Genomic DNA, 18,773 nt, shown 5'->3' with positions numbered 1-18,773 from the left:
CAAGATCGGCGCCGGCGTGGGGGCCTCGCGGGCTGCCGTCGACGCGGGCTTCGTGCCCAATGACATGCAGGTCGGCCAGACCGGCAAGATCATCGCTCCGGAGCTGTACATGTGCTTCGGTATCTCGGGTGCGATCCAGCATCTGGCCGGCATCAAGGACGCCGGCACCATCGTGGCGATCAACAAGGACGAAGAGGCCCCGATCTTCGAGGTCGCCGATATCGGACTCGTCGGGGATCTGTTCCAGATCATTCCCGAACTCGAGGACAAGGTCGGCTAGCCGGTCGCATGACCTATTTGGCGGGCCGCCTCCGACGGGCCCGTATTCGAACATCGTTACTTAACTACAAGAGGAGATTGTCATGAATCAGACTGCAACCGATGCGAACGGACCGACCCCTTCGCCGGAGCAGGTGAAGGCCGATGCCGCCCGGGTACTGGATGTGCTCGGCGACGGCGGGGTGGCCATCATTCCGCTGGATGTGGCCTATGCCATCGTCGGCCAGAGCGAAAACGCGATCCGCCGGATCTTCGATGCCAAGCGACGCAGCTATGAAAAGCCCAGCGGCATGTTCGGCAGCTGGCAGCTCAGCGAGGAACTCCACGATCTGCCCGCGGAAAAGCGCGAGATCATCCGTACGATCGTCACTGAAGAGAATCTGCCGTTTTCGGTGGTGGCACCGTTCGATGCCGAGCATCGCCTGCTCAGTCGTGTGCCCTCGTTCGTCATGGCGTCCTCTAGCAAGGAGGGCACGCTCGACATGTTGCTGAATGCCGGGCCGCTGCACACCGAGATGGCGAATCAGAGTATCGAACGCGGCTACCCGGTGCTCGGTTCATCGGCCAACACGTCGCTGAAAGGCAGCAAGTACCGCTTGCAGGATATCGAGGCCGAAGTGCGCGATGCGACCGATATCCAGATCGATCATGGCCGTTCCAAATACGCCAACGATGAAGGGCGGTCCAGCACGATCATCGATTTCCGCGACTTCAGCGTGCTCCGCGTCGGCGTGTGCTTCGATCAACTCGAAACCGTGTTCTCAGACCGGTTCGGTATCACCCTCAAGCATTGAAATCAGCCGGCCCCGGCCCGCAGGTCGCGGGCCGGGCTATTCGAAGCCTTCGGCATAGTAGTCGACATCGACATCGTGGCTACCGGTGGGCAGCACGCGTGCGATCTCGAACTTGGGGAAGCGGGTGAGATCGCGCATGCGCTGCGGGAAGTAACGCCGCTTTTTGTGATCCAGGATGATCAGCACCGTCGGACGCGGCTTGTCCTCTCGGTTGGGCATGATCAGGCCGACCTCGCCGGTGTTGAGTTCGACGACGCTGCCCGGCGGGTAGGCGCCCAGGTTTTCAGCAAAACGCGCCAGCAGTTCGTCGTTGAACTCCCCCGGACTGGTCTGCATGATGCGTAGCGCTTCGGCGGCCGAGCGGCCGCGCTGGTAGACCCGGTTGCTGGTGATCGCATCGTAAACGTCGGCAATGGCGACCAGCTGACTGTAATGGCCGATCCGGTCGCCCGTCAGTCCCCGGGGGTAGCCGGTACCGTTCATGCGTTCGTGATGTGACAGCACCACGTCCAGGCTGTCGGCACTCAGATTGGAACCGGACTTGAGGATGTCGTAGCCGTATTCCGGGTGGCGACGCATCTCGGCCAGCTCGGATTCGGTCAGCTTGCCGGGCTTGTTGAGCACCTGCTCGGGCACACGGATCTTTCCCACATCGTGCAAGAGGGCGCCAACGCCCATCTCCCGGATCCGGGCGTCGCTGTCGCCGATATGGGTGGCCAGGCCGATGGCGAGCATGCATACATTCATGCTGTGCTCGGCGGTATAGGCATCGCGGTTCTTGAGATTGGTGAACCATACCAGCGCATCCGGATGACGCGCGACACTGGCCATCATCTGGCCGACGATATCCTCGGCGCCGTCGAGATTGGCGGTACGTCCCTCGCGCAGATCGGCTTCGACGGTATCGACGAATATCTTGGCCTGGTCGCGGATCAGCCGGGCTGTGCCCAGCTCTTCGCTGAATGTGCGCGGGCGCCGGTCGTTGGCCATCTCAGGCGCCACAGGCGCCGGCTCGCTCTGGGGATCAAGCCCCCCGAGTTCGTCGTCGGCCGCTGAAACATAGGCATAACGGGCGGCAGCGCGGATGCGGGCGAGATCGTCTTCGCTGTCGATCCTGAGACCCTGAAAGAGGAATTCGGTCTCCAGCCACGGCCGATCCAGTGATTCCACGTACATGCCGATCTGCAGCTCGCCGACCGCTATCTTCTGGCTGTTTTGCAGCATGGACACTCAGACCGGTTTCTAGCTTTTGAAAGTGTAGCCGGATCGCAATGTGCTTGTCCGCAACCGAGAGCATGTCCGGGGCATCAGGCTCCCTGAAGCGACGTAATTGCTGGCCAATACAGAAAGTTTTCGGACGCCGGATTAGGCGAATAGTCTAATTTTCTTTCGCGGATTCGCCTTTTATCATCTCCGCAGGCCGTTTGTGCGAGGTTTTTCGATGATCGTGGATAGACGATCGATACTTCCGCACGGCAGACCGGAGAAAAAGACCAACAATCCGTACCGCGGGCGCGATTGACACGCTCAACGGCGCGGCGCAGGCCAGCGCAGCCTCGGCCAGCACGTATCGACGCATATCGAGACGCGTCGAATCGACCGTTTTTCAGGGAGAATTTGGAATGAGTTCGATATTCATGTCGATCCTCGCATTCATACCGCTGGTGCTGGCGGGCGTGATGCTGATCGGTTTCCGGATGCAGGCACGAACCGCCATGCCGGTGGTGTTCATCGTGACCGCGTTGATTGCACTGTTGGCCTGGGACATGACCTTCACTCGAGTGCTGGCTTCGACGTTCCAGGGTCTGCTACTCACCATCGCGATCCTGTGGATCATCTTCGGTGCGATCCTGCTGCTCAATACGCTCAAGCATTCGGGCGGCATCGCCGCGATTCGAGCCGGCTTTTCGGGGATCAGCCCCGACCGGCGCATTCAGGCCATCATCGTCGCCTGGCTGTTCGGCTGTTTCATCGAAGGCGCCTCCGGCTTCGGTACGCCGGCCGCTGTGGCTGCGCCGCTGATGGTGGCCCTGGGCTTTCCGGCGCTCGCGGCCGTTGTCGTGGGCATGATGATCCAGTCGACCCCGGTGTCGTTCGGCGCCGTGGGCACCCCGATCATCGTAGGCGTGACCGGCGGTCTACATCAGTCGGAGATTGCCGAAACGCTGGCCAATAACGGCTCGAGCTGGGAAGTGTTCTTTCGTCTGATTACCTCGGAAGTGGCGATTACCCACGCAATCTGCGGCATTCTCATGCCGCTGATCATGGTCACGGTGATGGCCCGATTCTTCGGTGCACGCAAGTCGTGGGGCGACGGCATGGCCGTGGCACCGTTCGCGCTGTTCGCCGGGGTTTGCTTCGTGGTGCCCTACGCACTGGCCGGCGTGTTCCTCGGACCGGAATTTCCGTCGATGATCGGCGCGCTGGTTGGCCTGGCAATCGTCGTCCCGGCCGCCCGGGCTGGCTTTCTGATCCCCTCGGAACCGTGGGATTTCCCCGAGTCCAGCCAGTGGCCCAGCGAGTGGATGGGCAACATGGAACTCAAGTTCGAACAGATCGCCGGACGGACGCCCATCACCACGTTCATGGGCTGGGTTCCCTATGTCCTGCTGGCCGTTCTGCTGGTGATCTCGCGCACCGTGCCCGCGGTGACCGACGCGCTCAAGTCGTTGACCGTCGGATGGAGCAATATTCTGGGCGAGCAGGGCGTGTCCGGCTCGATCGAGCCGCTGTATCTGCCCGGTGGGATCATCTGCATGGTCGTGCTGATCACATTCTTCCTGCATCGGATGCGTCCGCGTGATCTGGGCGAGGCCTTCTCGGAATCGACCAAGACGATCTTCGGGGCCGGCTTCGTGCTCATCTTCACCATTCCGATGGTTCGTATCCTGATCAACTCGGGCGTGAACGGCTCCGACCTGGTGTCCATGCCGGTGGCCATGGCGCAGCTCGTGGCCGACGGGGTGGGCAATATCTATCCGCTGTTCGCACCGGCAGTCGGTGCGCTGGGTGCCTTCATCGCCGGTTCCAACACGGTTTCGAACCTGATGCTCAGCGACTTCCAGTTCAACGTGGCGGCGACGCTGGGCCTGTCGACCGCAATGATGGTGGCTCTTCAGGCGGTGGGCGCAGCGGCCGGCAACATGATCGCCATTCACAACGTGGTGGCGGCATCGGCTACGGTCGGTCTGCTCGGTCGCGAAGGTACCACCCTCCGCAAGACCATTCTGCCGACGCTGTATTACTGTCTGCTTTCGGGCGTCATCGGCCTCGTGGCGTTCTATGTGCTGAACATCACCGATCCGCTGATGAGTGCTGCCGGTTCCTGACCAACCCTGCGGGTGAGAGGTTGGGCGATGGCCGTGGACCGGCCGTCGCCCTTTTTTATGATGCGCACGGCCCGTTCCGCGGTCTGTGCGTTACGGTCGCCACGTTCGAGGCTTTATAGTGGCGCGTGACTTTAACCGACAGAGAACGCGATATGCAGCAGAAATCCGTACTGACGCTGACCGAAGCCAACACGATTCTCGATGCCGCTCAGGCCGAGGCAGAACAGCAGGGCTGGAAGGTCAGCATCGCTGTGGTCGATGACGGCGGCCATCTTCTGGCGTTGCGGCGGCTGGATGGCTGTGCGCCGATGGGTAGCTATGTGGCCACGGAGAAAGCCCGAAGCGCTGCGCTGGGGGGCAAGGAAACCCAGGCTTTCGAAGAGATGATCAACGGAGGCCGTGCCGCATTTCTGTCCGTGCCCGCGCTGAAGGCGACCATGACCGGCGGCGTGCCCGTGATGGTCGAAGGCCAGCTCGCGGGCGCGGTCGGCGTCTCCGGGGTCAAGCCGGACCAGGACGCCCAGACAGCCAAGGCAGGCATCGCCGCGGTGACGCAAAGCTAAGCCGGTGCGCCAGGCATTGCGCCTCGCGGCCGTCGACCGACCGCTGCGGGGCGTTCAGCCCGGCATGTCTCGTTCGGCTTCGTACCCGAACCGGGCTGCCACCGGAGCCGTGATCTCGCGGATCATTGCCAGCTCGCCGTCCTCGAACGCTGGCCGGTAGTAGCCGGGTGCGCGTAACCGCGCGGCCGCTTCGTCGAGTTGGGCCGGGCTGATGGTCAGCCCGCAGTGGCTGTAGAGTCGCTCGAGCGTGGCCGATGAATCGTGGCAGAGATCCTCGAAACGCACGATCAGACAGGCGCGCGCCAGTTCGCCGTCGTGGCGGATCTGGTGATCGAGTGCGCCGTAGATCAGCGCCCAGTAGCGGGCCCAACCCTCGACCTCCCGGCCGTCCGCCCACAGCTTTTCGATGTGCTGCACCGCGGCCGTATCGCCCGGGTTGATTGCCCGCCGGTCCAGACCGAACTCGAAATGGCCCACGCGGCGCATATGCGCCAGTGCGCGCGGGTGCGCGGTCTCGCCGGCGGTGAACAGGCGCTGTTGTTTCATCAACGAGGCGATATGCCAGACCGGGTCACGAACCGGCAGCACGAAGCGGGCATCGTCGAACTGTGTCTGCAGATAGGCCAGGCGCATCAGATTGTAGTTGCCCTTGGCCAGATAGCGGTGGGCCCGGCGGATCGCAAGCAGCTTGCGGATATGCGCCCGGTAGAAGGCCTCGAAATCCGGTGCGCGGGTGCTGCGATCGAGTACGCTGGACCGGTCGCTGTCGTGGAGTTTCGGGAAAAACGCCATCCAGAGCACTTCTTCGAAGGCTTCCGGGCTGCGCGAGGTCACCGCGATCCCGTCGCCGTGCGCGCGTTCGGCGGCCGTTTCGGCGCGCTGCGGTACGCGCGCCAGCCAGCGATCCCAAAGCCAGGGGGTGAACACGGGCGGGAAATCGCGGTACTGGTGCGTGCCGACCTCCGGGTGTTCGGCCAGCAGTTCCAGCAGGATAGTAGTGCCCGAGCGAGCCAGCCCTGCGATATAGATCGGCGCGGTCACGCTGATATCGGCGATGTCGTCCGCGGCCATGCGGGTATCGAAATTGCCCAGCCGGATCGCGGCCTGGGGATGACGATACTGCCAGCCGCCCAGACGGTGCATCCAGCCGGGCACGGCAAAGCCTGCGATCGCGTCGTCGCTGGGCGCCGAGCGTGCGGTACGTCGCGTCGAAGTATCCTGATTCATTCGATCCGCAGCCATTTGTACATTGCCAACGACACGATGAACATCACGGGTATGAAAATTGCCAGCCACGAGCGCATCCAACCGGGTCCGAAGCCCAGATAGTGGCGTTCGGGCAACTCGATGATGACCTGCTCGAGCGGACTGTCATCGGGCAGATAGCCCAGCGGATTCGCGGCCAGCCAATGCCACCAGGGTTTTTGGGTCACCACCCCGACCGGCGCGACCATGCGGATATCGGCGATCGGCGTACTCTGGCCCGTCGGTCCGGCCACCCTTATATGCGGCGGGCTGATCGAATCATCCCATCGTGCATCGAAACCCGCTGGTTGGGTGATGATCGCGGGCGACTGGCCGGTCGGGGGCAATGCCTGGCCATAATGGGTTTCGGCCCAGAGCAGCAAACACAGCAGCGGCAGAATGGCCAGAATCGTGCCCGGCACCACCAGCCCGAGTTGTCGGAATGCGGTGACGAACTGGTCGCGGATCAGCGGGCCGGCGTCGGCGAAGTCGCCGTCGAAGGCGTTGAGCCGCTGGCGCGCAGCGCGTGCGTCTCGCTTGGCCGCACCGATACGCGCCTGCGGCGAGAACAGTTTGTACAGCATCATGGTGCCGACTGCCGCCAGCAACGCCCAGACGATCAGACGTAGCGTGGGCGGCATCACCGACGCCATGCCCCGATCGACGCCGTCGAACAACGGCGCAGGCAGATCAAACAGACCCATCGACAGCTCCTAGGGCGTATTGGGGTTTCGTCGGCAGGCGTTCTGGCTGACGCGCACCGGGCGAGCGGCGCCGGCAGCGGCCGCGCGGGATGATGCGGACCGCGCGACCCAGCGCGCAAGACGGGCCGTCCGGCGCGGCTGGCGCTGAGCGCGTTGCCGAGCCGGCGACGGACAATCGGGCGGACCGAGACCCATTGTCGACGGACTCGCCGCACGCCAGGTACGGGCACGAGCAGCAGTACGTCCGTCGTGGGCCCGAACGACCCAGCCGTTCATCGCGGCGGCGTCGGCCCGTGAATCTGATCCTGCCCGGGCTCGCCGGTCGTGCGCTGGGCGCGTTCGGCCTCGGCGGCCTTGGCCTCTTCGCGTTTGCGCCGGCGCATACGCCGCAGCGGCCAGGTCAGAACGAACAGCAGCGCCGCGCCCACGGCCGCGACCACGCCCCAGAGGGCACCCAGCAGGCTCAGCCCGGCACCGGGGCCGACATAAGCCTGGGCCGCGGCGAGCGGCGCCAGCGCCAGGGCAGCGGTCAGCAGACTATGACCCAGCGGATGCTTGATCGACAGATACGACAGCTTCATGAGAGACCTCCTATGGGGACTCGATACGGGAGCGGAACTCGCGGCTCATCTGGTCGGCAGGCATACGCTGACCCGACGAGACCACTGGAATGAACTGGTCCTGGTCACCGCCGCGGACGGGGTTGACGAATTCCCAGACGATCGTGCCGTCCTGGGCGACTTCGAAAAGCCGGCCGCCGTCGGATTCGGTGATCAGGCGGTTGCCGTTGGGCAGGGTGGTCGCGGCGCCGCGCAGCAGGCTCTCGAACGGGTGTTCGTCGTTGCCCCGGTACTGCCAGACGATCCGTTCGTCGCGGGGATCGACCTCGATCACTCGGGTCATGTTGTGTTCGCGGAAATGCCCGAAATTGTCGAATAGTGTGAAATGCCCGTTCGGCAGCACGCGGGCGAAGTGCTGACCAAGCCACGATCCTTTCATCGCCCAGTTGACCTGTCCGCTGTCCAGGTCGACGAGCGTCGCAATCCCCGGATGACGCATCGACAGCATCACCTGATTGGCTCGGCCGGCCGCCGGAGGAAACGCATCGGCCAGTCGTTGATCGATGAACTGCACGCTATTGGTATGCAGCGGGTCCTCCATGGCCCAGACCGGAATCGCTGTGGCCAGTGCTTGATAGCGCGAGTTGAACAACGCTTCGAACAGAGGGATACGCCGCTCTTCCGCGCCGGTCTCACCGTTGAGCACGACCAGATAGTCCTCCAACCACGGTTTGGACAGATTGGGGAATTCGGGGAACTGGGTGTCGACAAAGGCGTGTGTCAGCGCGATCACGCGGCCGTCGGGGGCGATATCGATATCGTGATGGGTCGCACCGTGGTATTTCCACAGCACCTTGGAGTCGGCGTTCAGCTTGACCATGCCATAGCCCCAGGGCGTATCACCGGCGGCGATATAGATCGCCAGCAGATCGCCGTTTGGGTACATGACGGCCTTGCGCCAGTACATCAGATCGTCGGGCCGCGCCGAGCGTCCGTCCGGCGTCTGGTCCCACAGCTGATCGTAGGGCAGCGACCAGCGATGGACTTCCTTGCCCTGCATATCGATCAACGCCGCATAGGTACCGCCGCCCGAGGTGTACAGGGTATAGCCGTTGTAGGCGCGATCGCCATCATTGATCGTGACCCCGCGAGCCGGGGTGCGGGCACGCCGCCACTGGTCGGTTTGGGTATAGCGGTCGGTGATCGCCTCCTGGGCGATCAGCGCACGCCCGGCCTTGTAGGCGTCATTCAGGTATTCGTAGGGGAATACCTTGGCCAGCACGACCAGCGTGCCGCCGATAAAGGCAAGGAACAGGCATGCCACGAAAAACATGGCAAAACCTGCGCGATCCGATTTTTCCATTCTAAGACCCGCTCAGGGGGCCCCCGCCCACTGGATCCGACCATCGGGTTCCAGCGTCCTCGGCTATTGTAGGACCTGATCATACGACAAAAAGTTTCTATCGTGTCGACGAAACGATAAATTTGGATCAATACGCTCCATCGGTTCGTCGAGCGGTAGTGCATCCGCCGAAACGACGGCGTTTCGGATGCGCATGAATACGGTCTCGGTGGAGACGGTCTCGCCGGATGGCCCGTGTTGGACGTCGTGACTGCCCGCCAGCGCAATCCAGACGCCGGGTCGAACGGAGACGTGCGTGCGGATGGCGGTATGGCCGTGCGAGCTCGCGTAGCTCAGTTCGAGATCGATCGGTATCGCGCCATCGGGGCCGGCTGGGCCGCTGGCATAGACCAGCCGAGTCTCGTCGGCGACGATCCGGCCCGCCCCGGGGACAGCCACCGTCAGGTCGAGGCGATGCGCGCCCGACAGAAACGCCTGACAGGGGTAGGCGGTCGAGTCGGCCAATTGGGTATGACACGGGTCGTTGCCATAGCGCAGGGCCAGCTCATATGACGCGGGCGACAGGCCGTCGCCGACGGACTGGGCCCACGGCGTGCACCCGATACACAAGACCACCATCGGCAAGCCAGCCAGCGTACGCCGATTAGACGCCTGTATCTGCATGGAAAACCGCCGACCAAGCATGGCTCGGGTCCCCGGGCAACCTTGTGCCCAGCCTGCGCGGATGGGGCGCCTAGCGCAACCAGGCCGGCGTGCGAAGCGTGCGATCGGCAGTCATGGACTGCAGGCGCCGTGCCAGAAAGCCGAGCAGGACCCCGTACAACGGCAGGAACACGCACAGACTGATCAGCATCTTGAAGGCGTAGTCCACCCAGGCAATCTGTAGCCAGTGTTCGGCCATGAAGGCATTGCGGCTGCCGGCAAACGCAATGGAAAAGAACAGCAGCGTGTCCAGAAGATTGCCCAGCACCGTGGAAACGGTGGGTGCGATCCACCAACGGTCGAGTGTGCGCAGCCGTGCGAACACGCGCACGTCGAGCAGCTGGCCGAACAGGTAGGCACAGAAACTGGCCAGGGCGATACGCGCCACGAGAGTATCGAAGGTGGCCAGCGCCCCTAGGCCGGCAAAACGGCCGTCGACGAACAACACCGACAATAGATAGGAGACCACCAGCGCCGGAGCCATGGCCACGAGCACGATGCGTCGCGCCAACGATGCGCCGAACAACCGGACCGTCAGGTCAGTGGCCAGGAAGATGAACGGAAAGCTGAACGCGCCCCAGGTCGTATGCAGCCCCAGAACCGAGAACGGCAGCTGCACCAGATAGTTGCTGGCCGCAATGACGCCGATATGGAACAGGGCCAGAATCAGCATCAGCCGGCGACCCTGGCGGGAGACGAGATCGTGCATGGTGTCCTTTTTAAAAAAGCCGGGGTGAGGGAACCCGGGCAGGGCGTGAGCGCCGCGCGTGTCGACAGGCGCCGATTCTAGCCCAAACGAGTCCCGTCGTCCTCAGCCCGGTTCGGGCGGGCCGTATGCTCCGGCAGCGATGGCTTCCAGCTCTGCGTAGAGATCGGCCTCGGCGTTCATGGCGCGCAGTATCCAGTACAGGCCGCTGAGCGTTCGCATCAGAAACACAAGGTCCGGGGCAGCGTTGAACAGTTTCCAATGGCGCAGCGATGCCCGGATTTCGGCACGGATCGATTCGATCAACCCGTCGTCGGCGAACACGTAGTGCGGCCGGTTGCGCAGCGGCCCGATCGAGGCCGCCGCATGGCGCGCGTAGATTTCGGCATACGTCGTGCCGTGCTTGTCCCACGACCCAGGCGAGACCACGCCGAGGCGTTCGAGGGCATCGTGCACGTCGCGCCAGCGTTCGTCGAGGGCGGCCGCGATCACATCCCGTAACGCTGCGCGGGTCGTCGTATCGAAGAACTTCACACAGCCGAAATCGTAGAGCGCGACCTGTTGGTCTTCGGTGACCCCGAAATTGCCCGGGTGCGGATCGGCATGCAGCCCGCCGTGGGTAAACACCTGCAGATTGATTGCCTGCACGATGGCCTGGCCCAGCCGTGCGGGCGCTCGGGCGATCGGATCCGAATGGACCAATGTGGTCACCAGTACCTGATCGCCGCACAAATGTGTGACCGGCTCGGGCAGACGATGTTCGGGCAGCGCCATGGCCCGCAGCGCCAGCAGATTGCTCAGCTCGTGGCGATAATCGGTTTCCTCGATGAATCGGTCGCGCAGTTCGGCCAGCAGGGCATCGATATCCGAGCCGCGCACCGGCAGAAAGCGCGACAATTTGAGCAGGCGGCCGAGGTTGGCGATGTCGGCATCCACCGCATCGGCGACGCCCGGGTAGCGGATCTTCACCGCCACGGTCCGTCCGTCGACCAGACGGGCGACGTGGACCTGGCCGATCGACGCAGCAGCCATCGCCTCCGGTTCGATGGTCTCGATGTCGGCCCACTGAGCATCGCTCCAGCTGTCGGCCAGCACGGGTTCGAGCCGCTCGAAATCCCAGGGTTCGGCATCGCGTTGCAGCCGGGCGAGCTGATCGGCCAGCTGTTCGGGCAGGAAGTCCCGATATTGCGAGGCAATCTGGCCCAGTTTCATGGCCGCGCCCTTGAGATGCCCGAGCGTGTCGAACCAGTCCTGACCGGTCTTCTGCCAGCTGCGCGCACGATCGTAGCCGGGGACCGTATGCAGCACGCTGCGGCCCAAGCTGCGTACACCGGCTCCGAATATGCGCCGGCGGCGATCGCGTTGTTCCTTGCTATCCGACGCCATGAACCCGAATACCGGTCTGATTGCGTAGCCAGGCGTACAGCGCCTGGGCCTGACTCGGCTTGACCTGGGTGCCCGGCACCACCGCCGTGGGATGGGGCGTGCGGTCTAGAAAGAACTGTCCCTGGCAGGTTTCGGCAGCCGCCGAAGCCCCCAGCCAGACCGCGGTATCCGCGCCCATGCGGGCATCGCGCAGCAGCCGATGCATGACCTTGTCGAAACCGGGCAGGGCCTCGGTCACGCCGGCGGTGGCGACCCAGCCGGGATGCATGGCGTTGAAGCGAACTCCGGTCTCGGCATAGCGCCGGGCCCAGTGGCGGGTCAGCGCAACCAGGCCGCGTTTGGCACGCGCATAGGCCTTGGTGCCACTGTACTCGCCGGATTCGAAGTTCATGTCCTCGACCACCAGTGGTTGCAGATACATGCCGCCGCTGGACATATTGACCACCCGTCCGTGCGCGGCGACGAGCGGGGTCATCAGGCCCTCGGTGAGTACGAACGGCGCGACCAGGTTGATGGCGACACTGCGCTCGAAGCCGTCGTCGGTAAGCGCGTGGCTGTCGAACAGCGCCCCGGCGTTGTTGACGAGTACATCCAACCTCGGATGCTCGGCAGCAATGCGCTCGGCGGCCGCACGAGTCTGCGACGCGTCGAGCAGATCTGCCTCGTAGAGATGAATACGATCGGGGGTGCCGTCGGCGAAGTCGGCGATTCGCTGGCGGGCTTGGCCTAGCCGGGCGGTGTCGCGGCCGACGAGCAAGAGCGTGGCGCCCAGGCGCGCGTACTCGCAGGCCACGGCCAGGCCGATGCCGCCCGTCGCGCCGGTTACCGCGATGGTGCGATCGTCCATGAACTGGCTGTGCGCCTTGTCCTCCATGGCCAGATACCCGCGTTCGGTAAAGGCCGGGGCGGCGGCGACCACGCTACGGTCGGCCGCATAGCTGAACCATCCCTGGTGCGGCGGGCGCGGGTCGATCTCCAGCGCACGTGCCAGGCCGCGTACGGCACGGCGGGCCATGCGACGCAGGATCAGCCGGCTGCCCGGGGCCGCGACCCGCAGGGCCTTGCCGAGGGTGAAATCCGCGCGATAGTCGATGGTCGTGCTGCCATCGGGATTGTCGTCGAAGGCGATCACTTCTCGAGTATCGAGACCGGCGCCGGTGCCGTGCAGCTCGATACGGCGATCGACCTTGAGATCGACCAGTTCGTAGTCGAGCGTGGTCCGGCCGGCGAGCCAACGTACTGTCACCGTAAAGCGTGTGCCCGGCCCGGGCGCGCCCGGCGTGGTCTTGGCCGCGCGGTATACGCCCGGATCCCACTGTTCGCAGGTGGAAAAATCCGCCAGATAGCGATAGCAATCGCCACGCGTGCGATTCACGCGGATCGTTTCGTGGAGTCGGATCATCAAGCGGGGTACGACGAAGGTCGAGTAATAAGCATACGTCAGTGTGTGGACAGCGGTTGCTAGCTGCAAGCGCGGCCAGGGCGTGTCGGGACAGGCAACCGGCGATAGGCGCGCGCGACACCCGTCGCCCGGTTCAGCGGGCGACCCGCGCGACGCAAGTGCCCGTATCGTCGGACCGGGCAGGAACAGATAGGTTCCAAGGCCGTTCGTGTCACAGCCGGGGCCGCGGCGGCTAGACTGGGCCCATGAACGTATTCGACCGTATCTATGCCCTGCACAAGCAACTCGCCGGGGCGCGCCATCCGATTCCCAAGGCCACGCTGGAAGCGCGCCTGGAGTGCTCACCGGCCACGGTCAAGCGCATCATTCGGGATATGCGGCTGTATCTGGATGCGCCGATCGAGTACGACCGCGAATACAACGGCTACTACTATGCGGGCGAATCCGATGCGCATTTCGAACTGCCCGGGTTGTGGTTCAACGCCTCGGAGCTGGTTTCGTTGCTGGCCATGGATCAACTGCTCGAGACCCTCCAGCCGGGACTGCTCTCGAGCGATCTCGCACCCATGCGCAAGCGGCTGGAAAGGATTCTGGAAAGCCGTGCGATGGGTACCGGTGAATTGTCGCGACGCACGCGCATACTACGGGCGACTGCACGCCGTCCGGGCCCGGCGTTCGCCGACGTGGCCGGGGCACTGGCCATGCGCTGTCAGGCAGTGATTCGCTATCACGGCCGGGCACGAGACCAGGTCTCGGAACGCCGGGTCTCGCCGCAGCGGCTGATCTACTACCGCGATAACTGGTATCTCGATGCCTGGTGCCACGACGCCGAGGGGCTGCGCAGCTTCTCGCTCGACCGTATCCAGGACGCCGATACGCTGGATACGCCAGCTATCGATATGGACAGTGCGGCACTGGATGCCGAACTGGGCGACGGTTACGGCATCTTTTCGGGCACGGCCTCTGATGTCGCGATACTGCGTTTCAGCGCCACCGCCGCGCGCTGGGTCGCCGACGAGCAATGGCATCCCGATCAGGTGGGCCGGTGGCTCGAGGACGGCGGCTACGAGCTGCGCGTGCCGTACTCGGCCAGCGCCGAATTGCTGCACGACGTGCTGGCCCACGGCGCCGAGGTGGAAGTACTCGCGCCGTCCGATCTGCGGCGCCAGGCCGCCCTACGACTGCGTCAGGCCGTGGCCCGATATGCCGACGTGTAGATTCATACAGCTCAGGGTCGCGTTCTGACCCACCCCCCGCGCCATGCTGTGTGCCGTACCGACAGGAACGACCACACAGGGGAATGTCATGGCCAAGACCACCGCGATCCGACTGACTCATCCCGCCGCCGCCCGGCTGCGCGACGACATTCTCGCCGAGCGGCGTGCGTTATCGCGTGCGCTGTCCATCGAGGCTGACTGGCGCTTTCACGATGGCCCGGAATGGGCCTCCCGCTATTGGGCCGCCTTCGGCGATCTGCAACCCGGTGCCGTAGCGCGCGCCGATCACGAGGTCGCCGAGCAGCTGGCCGAACGGGCCGGCTGGCCGGTGCTGACAGGCGGCGAGGCCGCCGACGCGCGAGCCATGTTCCGCGGCCTGCTGGCGCTGATGCATCCGCAGGTTCGGCCGGAAGCGGCATACGATATGCGTGCACAGCAATGGCCCATGGTGCTGCGAGCCTATCGAGCCGGCGACGTCGTCGCATTGCGCGACTGCCTGGCCCGCACACAAGGCCTGACGGCAACACCCGACCAGGGTGCAGACATTCGACGACTGCGCGTCGAACTGCAACGGCTGGTACAGGCGCGCGCCGCAGTCGACCGGCGCCTGGCCGAACTCAGCCAGCGCTTTCCCTACTGCCTACGTGATCGGCTGGCGGATGCCGACTGGATTCGCCGGCAGCGTCTGGCTCTGCGACAGATCCGGGTGATGACGGCACCTCCGGGAACGCCATTACCGGCACACGGCCACCCGCGCAAGCAGGTATCCTGAGGTGCTGGTTTGCCCGAATCGCCGCCCCTAATGACCGATGCCCGTCAGCACGAGCTCGCGCTCGAGGATGGCCTGGACCTCCAGACGCAGGCCATCCGGCGTACGGCCTACTGGATCGAGCGGGCCCGTACGATCTTCGAAGTCGGCCCACGCCGCCTGCCCGTGCCCGATGTACGGTTCGACCTGAAAGGCCGAGCCGCAGGGCAGGCGGTATTCGCGCGCCGCTCGCGACAGATCCATATTCGGATCAACGCAGCACTTCTGGCATCGCATCCGCATGAAATGCTCGACGATACCGTGCCGCACGAGGTGGCCCATGTCGTAGTGTTTCGTCTGTATGGACGCCGTGCCAAGCCGCACGGTCACGAGTGGAAGACGTTGATGCGGGCCTTCGGCGTGGACCCGGCGCCCTGTCATACGCTGCCGGCCGAGCCGAGTCGTCAGCTCAAGCGTTTTCGCTACGAGTGCGGTTGTGACGAGCCGGCCTGGCTGACCAGCATCCGCCACAAGCGGGCCCGGCAGGGCACCGACTATATCTGTCGGCGCTGCGGCCAGACGCTGAAGGCCGCGGAGCAGCAAACCCGCGCCGGTTAGGCTGCCCGCCCATGGCGTGATCGATCGTCAGCGCGGCCGACCGATCGTCGTGAGAGACCAGTTGGCTTCACTTGGCCGATCCCGACAAATCCGATAACCCGACCGATACACCGGCCGGGATGGATCACGCCGTTTTCGATACCACCTGCTGGCCGGTCCAGTCGCGGGCGAACTGTTCGGCGGTACGGCCGCTGCGCGTGCCGCGCGCCAGGGCCCATTGCAGTGCCGCGCGTTCCCATGGGGCATCGACGCCGATTTCGGCGGGCTGGCCGAATGCGATCAGATGCCGGGCTGCGATCTCCAGATAGTTGCGCTGGTCGAACGGATAGAACGACAGCCATAGCCCGAAGCGTTCGGACAGCGAGATCTTTTCCTCGACGGCTTCACCATGATGAATTTCGCCGTCGACCTGCTGGGCCGCCTGGTTCTCGGACTGGAACTCCGGCAGCAGATGACGCCGATTGGAGGTCGCATAGATCAGCACATTGGCTGGAGCGGCGGCCAGCGAGCCGTCCAGCACCGCCTTGAGCGCCTTGTAGCTGCCATCGCCGGCCTCGAACGACAGATCGTCGGAAAACACGATGAACTTCTCGTCGCGCTCTGCCAGCGTGGCCACCAGATCCGGCAGGTCGACCAGCCGATGGGCGGGCACTTCGACGATACGCAGGCCGGCCTCGGCGAACTCGGGCAACAGGGCCTTGACCAGCGACGACTTGCCCGATCCGCGCGAGCCCCACAGCAGGGCGTTGTTGGCCGGCGCTCCCGCCAGGAACTGACGCGTATTGGCAAGCAGCCGCTGTTTCTGGGTATCGATACCATGCAGCCGGTCCAGGGGCAGCGCCTGGGGCGTATCGATCGCCTGCAGACGGCCGTCATCGCGCCACCGGAACGCCTGCGCCGACCAATCGACGTCGCCGCCGACCGCACGTCGCGCATCGGCCAGGCGAGCTTCCTGAACATCGGCAATACGCTCGAGTTGAGCCGCGATCCGGCTCAGGGTGTCTGTATCGTGCATCCGGCCAGTGTAGCCAATGCACGAGCCGCCGAGAAGGCGTAGCGCGTGACCGACACATTCTCGGCCGAGGCGCGCCGCTGTCGGTCGTGGCCCGTCATACGCAGCCCGGCGGGTCAGTCACTGCAGGCCGCCGGGCCTCGCTCAGGGATGACGCGGCCGGCCAGCCCCTCCGACCGGTCGTTTATCGCTTGTTTATATGGGGGACCGTGAATGCGTATCGCATTGATACGCCTGCACGCTCCAACATTCAGGCATCGGAATCCATGTCCAGGAGACACGGCGATGTCGCTACTGATGTTTGGTCTGGGGCCTGTGTGTTTTGCCGCACTCGCCGTGTTCGTTCATATCTGCGGGCGCATCTGATGGACGCCCTACTGGGTTGGGTGGTGATCGCGGCCACGGTGGGCTGTCTGGCCTATCTGGTCTACGTGATCGTTCGTCCTGAACGATTCTAGGAGAGCCGGGCCATGAATGAGTGGTTACTCCCGCTGGGGGTTCTGAGCGCGGCCATCGCGCTGTCGGTGCCCTTGGGTCGCTATATGGCCTGGGCGATGCAGCCCGGCCGAATGTGGCGCGCACGTCAGGGGTTCGAACGGGCGGCAGGCAAGTTGTTCGGTTCGGCCGCCGACACGGAACAGAGCTGGCAGGGCTATGCGTTGTCGATGCTCTTGTTCAATCTGGCCATGTTCACGTTGGCCTATCTGATCTTCGTCAGCCAGGGCGTGTTACCGCTCAACCCGGACGGCAAGGCCGGACTCGAGCCCTCGCTGGCCTTCAACACCGCGGCGAGCTTCACGGCCAACACGAATCTGCAGCACTATTCAGGCGAGCAGTCGCTGTCTTATTTCACGCAGCTCTTTTCGATCATGTGGTTGCAGTTCGTGTCCGCGGCCACCGGCATCGCGGCGGTGGTCGCGCTCTGCCGTGGCCTGGCCGGCAGCGCCACGCTTGGCAACTTCTATCGCGACGTATGGCGAGCAACGGTGTTGCTCCTGTTGCCCCTGGCGATGATCGTGGCGCCGCTGCTGGTGATGACCGGCGTGCCGATGACGCTGCAGGGTGCAGCTGTGGCGCACACGCTGGAAGGCCTCACCCAGATCATTGCCCGGGGGCCGGTCGCAGCGGTGGTTGCGATCAAACAGCTGGGCACGAACGGCGGCGGCTTCTTTGGTCCTAATTCCACCCATCCGTTCGAAAACCCGGGCTTTGTATCCAACATCGTCGAGAATGTGGCGATCCTGCTCATCCCGATGGCCACGGTGTGGATGTTCGGCCGTATGACCGGGCGCAGGCGTCACGCGACGGTGATCTTTGCCGTCATGCTGACGCTGTTCATCGGCCTGGGCGCGGCGGCGGTGGTCACGGAACAGGCCCCGACTCGAGCGTTCGCAGATCTGCCAGTGGCCGAGGCCCCGAACCTGGAGGGCAAGGAACTGCGCTTTGGCGGCGCCGCCGGCCCGCTGTGGGCGGTGTCGACGACCGCCACATCAAACGGCTCGGTCAACGCCATGCACGATTCGCTCAATCCGTTGACGGGGCTGATGCCGATGATCGGCATGTGGCTGAACGTGACCTTCGGTGGGGTCGGTGTGGGTTTCATCAACCTGTTCATATTCATCATCGTAGCCGTGTTCCTGGCCGGGCTGATGGTCGGGCGCACACCCGAATACCTGACCCGCAAGGTCGAGGCCAGGGAGATGAAACTCGCCACGCTCGCGCTGCTGGCGCATCCACTGTTCATTGTCGGCGGCACGGCGCTGTTCGTGGTCACCGGCTGGGGCGCGGCCACGACCGCCAATCCCGGCAGCCACGGTCTGTCCGAGATCGTCTACGAGTTCTCGTCGGCAGCTGCCAACAACGGCTCGGGCTTTGAAGGCCTAGGCGACAACACCGTGGCCTGGAACATCGCGACCGGCGTGGTGATGCTGCTGGCACGTTTCATTCCCATCATTGCGCCGCTGGCCATCGTTGCCTCGCTGGCGGCCAAACGCAGCGCGCCGGAAAGTGCCGGCACGTTTCGGGTCGACACGCCGCTGTTTGCCGCGATCCTTCTGGGCACCGTGCTCATCGTCGGCGCGTTGTTGTTCATGCCTTTGGGTGTACTCGGCCCGATGGCCGAGCATCTGGCCGGGAGTGCCTGAT

At 64.3% G+C, this 18,773-nt stretch carries 19 protein-coding genes; 9 read left to right on the top strand and 10 right to left on the bottom strand.

Features of this window, described 5'->3' with window-relative positions:
* On the top strand, positions 1-280 hold a 280-nt coding region (locus T31B1_RS11375), incomplete at its 5' end, for an FAD-binding protein (RefSeq protein ID WP_353249587.1).
* A gap of 82 nt (positions 281-362) precedes the next feature.
* Complete coding sequence (locus tag T31B1_RS11370; protein WP_353249586.1) at positions 363-1,073, top strand: Sua5/YciO/YrdC/YwlC family protein; 711 nt, start codon at positions 363-365, stop codon at positions 1,071-1,073.
* 36 nt (positions 1,074-1,109) lie between these two features.
* Here T31B1_RS11370 and T31B1_RS11365 read toward each other — a convergent pair whose 3' ends face one another.
* Complete coding sequence (locus T31B1_RS11365; RefSeq protein WP_353249585.1) at positions 1,110-2,297, bottom strand: HD-GYP domain-containing protein; 1,188 nt, start codon at positions 2,295-2,297, stop codon at positions 1,110-1,112.
* Between the two features lie 398 nt (positions 2,298-2,695).
* Here T31B1_RS11365 and T31B1_RS11360 point away from each other — a divergent pair, with 398 nt between their 5' ends.
* Both T31B1_RS11360 and T31B1_RS11355 read left to right on the top strand, forming a co-directional pair.
* Positions 2,696-4,402, top strand: a complete 1,707-nt coding sequence (locus tag T31B1_RS11360) for an L-lactate permease (protein ID WP_353249584.1) — start codon at positions 2,696-2,698, stop codon at positions 4,400-4,402.
* 152 nt (positions 4,403-4,554) lie between these two features.
* Positions 4,555-4,965, top strand: coding sequence for a GlcG/HbpS family heme-binding protein (locus T31B1_RS11355; RefSeq protein ID WP_353249583.1), 411 nt, complete (start codon positions 4,555-4,557; stop codon positions 4,963-4,965).
* Positions 4,966-5,019: 54 nt separating this feature from the next.
* Here the strand turns inward: T31B1_RS11355 and T31B1_RS11350 are convergent, their stop codons facing one another.
* The 8 genes from T31B1_RS11350 to T31B1_RS11315 form a co-directional block, all read right to left on the bottom strand.
* The gene (locus T31B1_RS11350) at positions 5,020-6,192 is read right to left on the bottom strand and encodes a sulfotransferase (protein ID WP_353249582.1); all 1,173 of its coding nucleotides are present in this window, start codon (positions 6,190-6,192) and stop codon (positions 5,020-5,022) included.
* A complete protein-coding gene (locus T31B1_RS11345) occupies positions 6,189-6,914 on the bottom strand; it encodes a hypothetical protein (RefSeq protein ID WP_353249581.1) in 726 nt (241 codons plus the stop codon). Before T31B1_RS11345 ends, T31B1_RS11350 begins: the two co-directional genes overlap by 4 nt.
* Before the next feature lie 272 nt (positions 6,915-7,186).
* Positions 7,187-7,495 carry a hypothetical protein gene (locus tag T31B1_RS11340; RefSeq protein WP_353249580.1) on the bottom strand — a complete coding sequence of 103 codons (309 nt, stop codon included), beginning with the start codon at positions 7,493-7,495 and terminating at the stop codon, positions 7,187-7,189.
* Positions 7,496-7,505: 10 nt separating this feature from the next.
* Positions 7,506-8,837: an arylsulfotransferase family protein gene (locus tag T31B1_RS11335; protein ID WP_353249579.1), complete on the bottom strand. Its 1,332-nt coding sequence runs from the start codon at positions 8,835-8,837 to the stop codon at positions 7,506-7,508.
* A gap of 63 nt (positions 8,838-8,900) precedes the next feature.
* Entirely contained in the window at positions 8,901-9,500 is a 600-nt protein-coding gene (locus T31B1_RS11330) for a hypothetical protein (protein ID WP_353249578.1), read from the bottom strand.
* 70 nt (positions 9,501-9,570) lie between these two features.
* Entirely contained in the window at positions 9,571-10,248 is a 678-nt protein-coding gene (locus T31B1_RS11325) for a 7-cyano-7-deazaguanine/7-aminomethyl-7-deazaguanine transporter (RefSeq protein WP_353249577.1), read from the bottom strand.
* 102 nt (positions 10,249-10,350) lie between these two features.
* Positions 10,351-11,631 (bottom strand): ABC1 kinase family protein, encoded by a 1,281-nt coding sequence (locus tag T31B1_RS11320; RefSeq protein ID WP_353249576.1) that lies wholly within the window; start codon positions 11,629-11,631, stop codon positions 10,351-10,353.
* Positions 11,618-13,033, bottom strand: coding sequence for an SDR family NAD(P)-dependent oxidoreductase (locus T31B1_RS11315; protein WP_353249575.1), 1,416 nt, complete (start codon positions 13,031-13,033; stop codon positions 11,618-11,620). Before T31B1_RS11315 ends, T31B1_RS11320 begins: the two co-directional genes overlap by 14 nt.
* Positions 13,034-13,278: 245 nt before the next feature.
* Between T31B1_RS11315 and T31B1_RS11310 the strand changes: the two genes are divergently transcribed.
* From T31B1_RS11310 to T31B1_RS11300, 3 genes are all read left to right on the top strand, one after another.
* Entirely contained in the window at positions 13,279-14,250 is a 972-nt protein-coding gene (locus tag T31B1_RS11310; RefSeq protein ID WP_353249574.1) for a helix-turn-helix transcriptional regulator, read from the top strand.
* 88 nt (positions 14,251-14,338) lie between these two features.
* On the top strand, positions 14,339-15,022 hold the full coding sequence (locus tag T31B1_RS11305) for a hypothetical protein (protein WP_353249573.1): 684 nt from the start codon (positions 14,339-14,341) through the stop codon (positions 15,020-15,022).
* Between the two features lie 30 nt (positions 15,023-15,052).
* Positions 15,053-15,616: a SprT family zinc-dependent metalloprotease gene (locus T31B1_RS11300; protein ID WP_353249572.1), complete on the top strand. Its 564-nt coding sequence runs from the start codon at positions 15,053-15,055 to the stop codon at positions 15,614-15,616.
* 124 nt (positions 15,617-15,740) lie between these two features.
* Here the strand turns inward: T31B1_RS11300 and T31B1_RS11295 are convergent, their stop codons facing one another.
* A complete protein-coding gene (locus tag T31B1_RS11295; protein WP_353249571.1) occupies positions 15,741-16,631 on the bottom strand; it encodes an ATP-binding protein in 891 nt (296 codons plus the stop codon).
* 362 nt (positions 16,632-16,993) lie between these two features.
* Here T31B1_RS11295 and T31B1_RS11290 point away from each other — a divergent pair, with 362 nt between their 5' ends.
* A complete protein-coding gene (locus T31B1_RS11290; RefSeq protein WP_353249570.1) occupies positions 16,994-17,086 on the top strand; it encodes a potassium-transporting ATPase subunit F in 93 nt (30 codons plus the stop codon).
* Positions 17,087-17,098: 12 nt separating this feature from the next.
* On the top strand, positions 17,099-18,772 hold the full coding sequence (kdpA, locus tag T31B1_RS11285) for a potassium-transporting ATPase subunit KdpA (RefSeq protein ID WP_353249569.1): 1,674 nt from the start codon (positions 17,099-17,101) through the stop codon (positions 18,770-18,772).
* The last annotated feature ends 1 nt before the right edge of the window (position 18,773 follow it).

Origin of the sequence: Salinisphaera sp. T31B1, from assembly GCF_040361275.1 — a bacterium.
GTDB lineage: Bacteria > Pseudomonadota > Gammaproteobacteria > Nevskiales > Salinisphaeraceae > Salinisphaera.
Note: the sequence above shows the minus strand (reverse complement) of the source record. Positions and strands in the feature narration are given on the sequence as shown.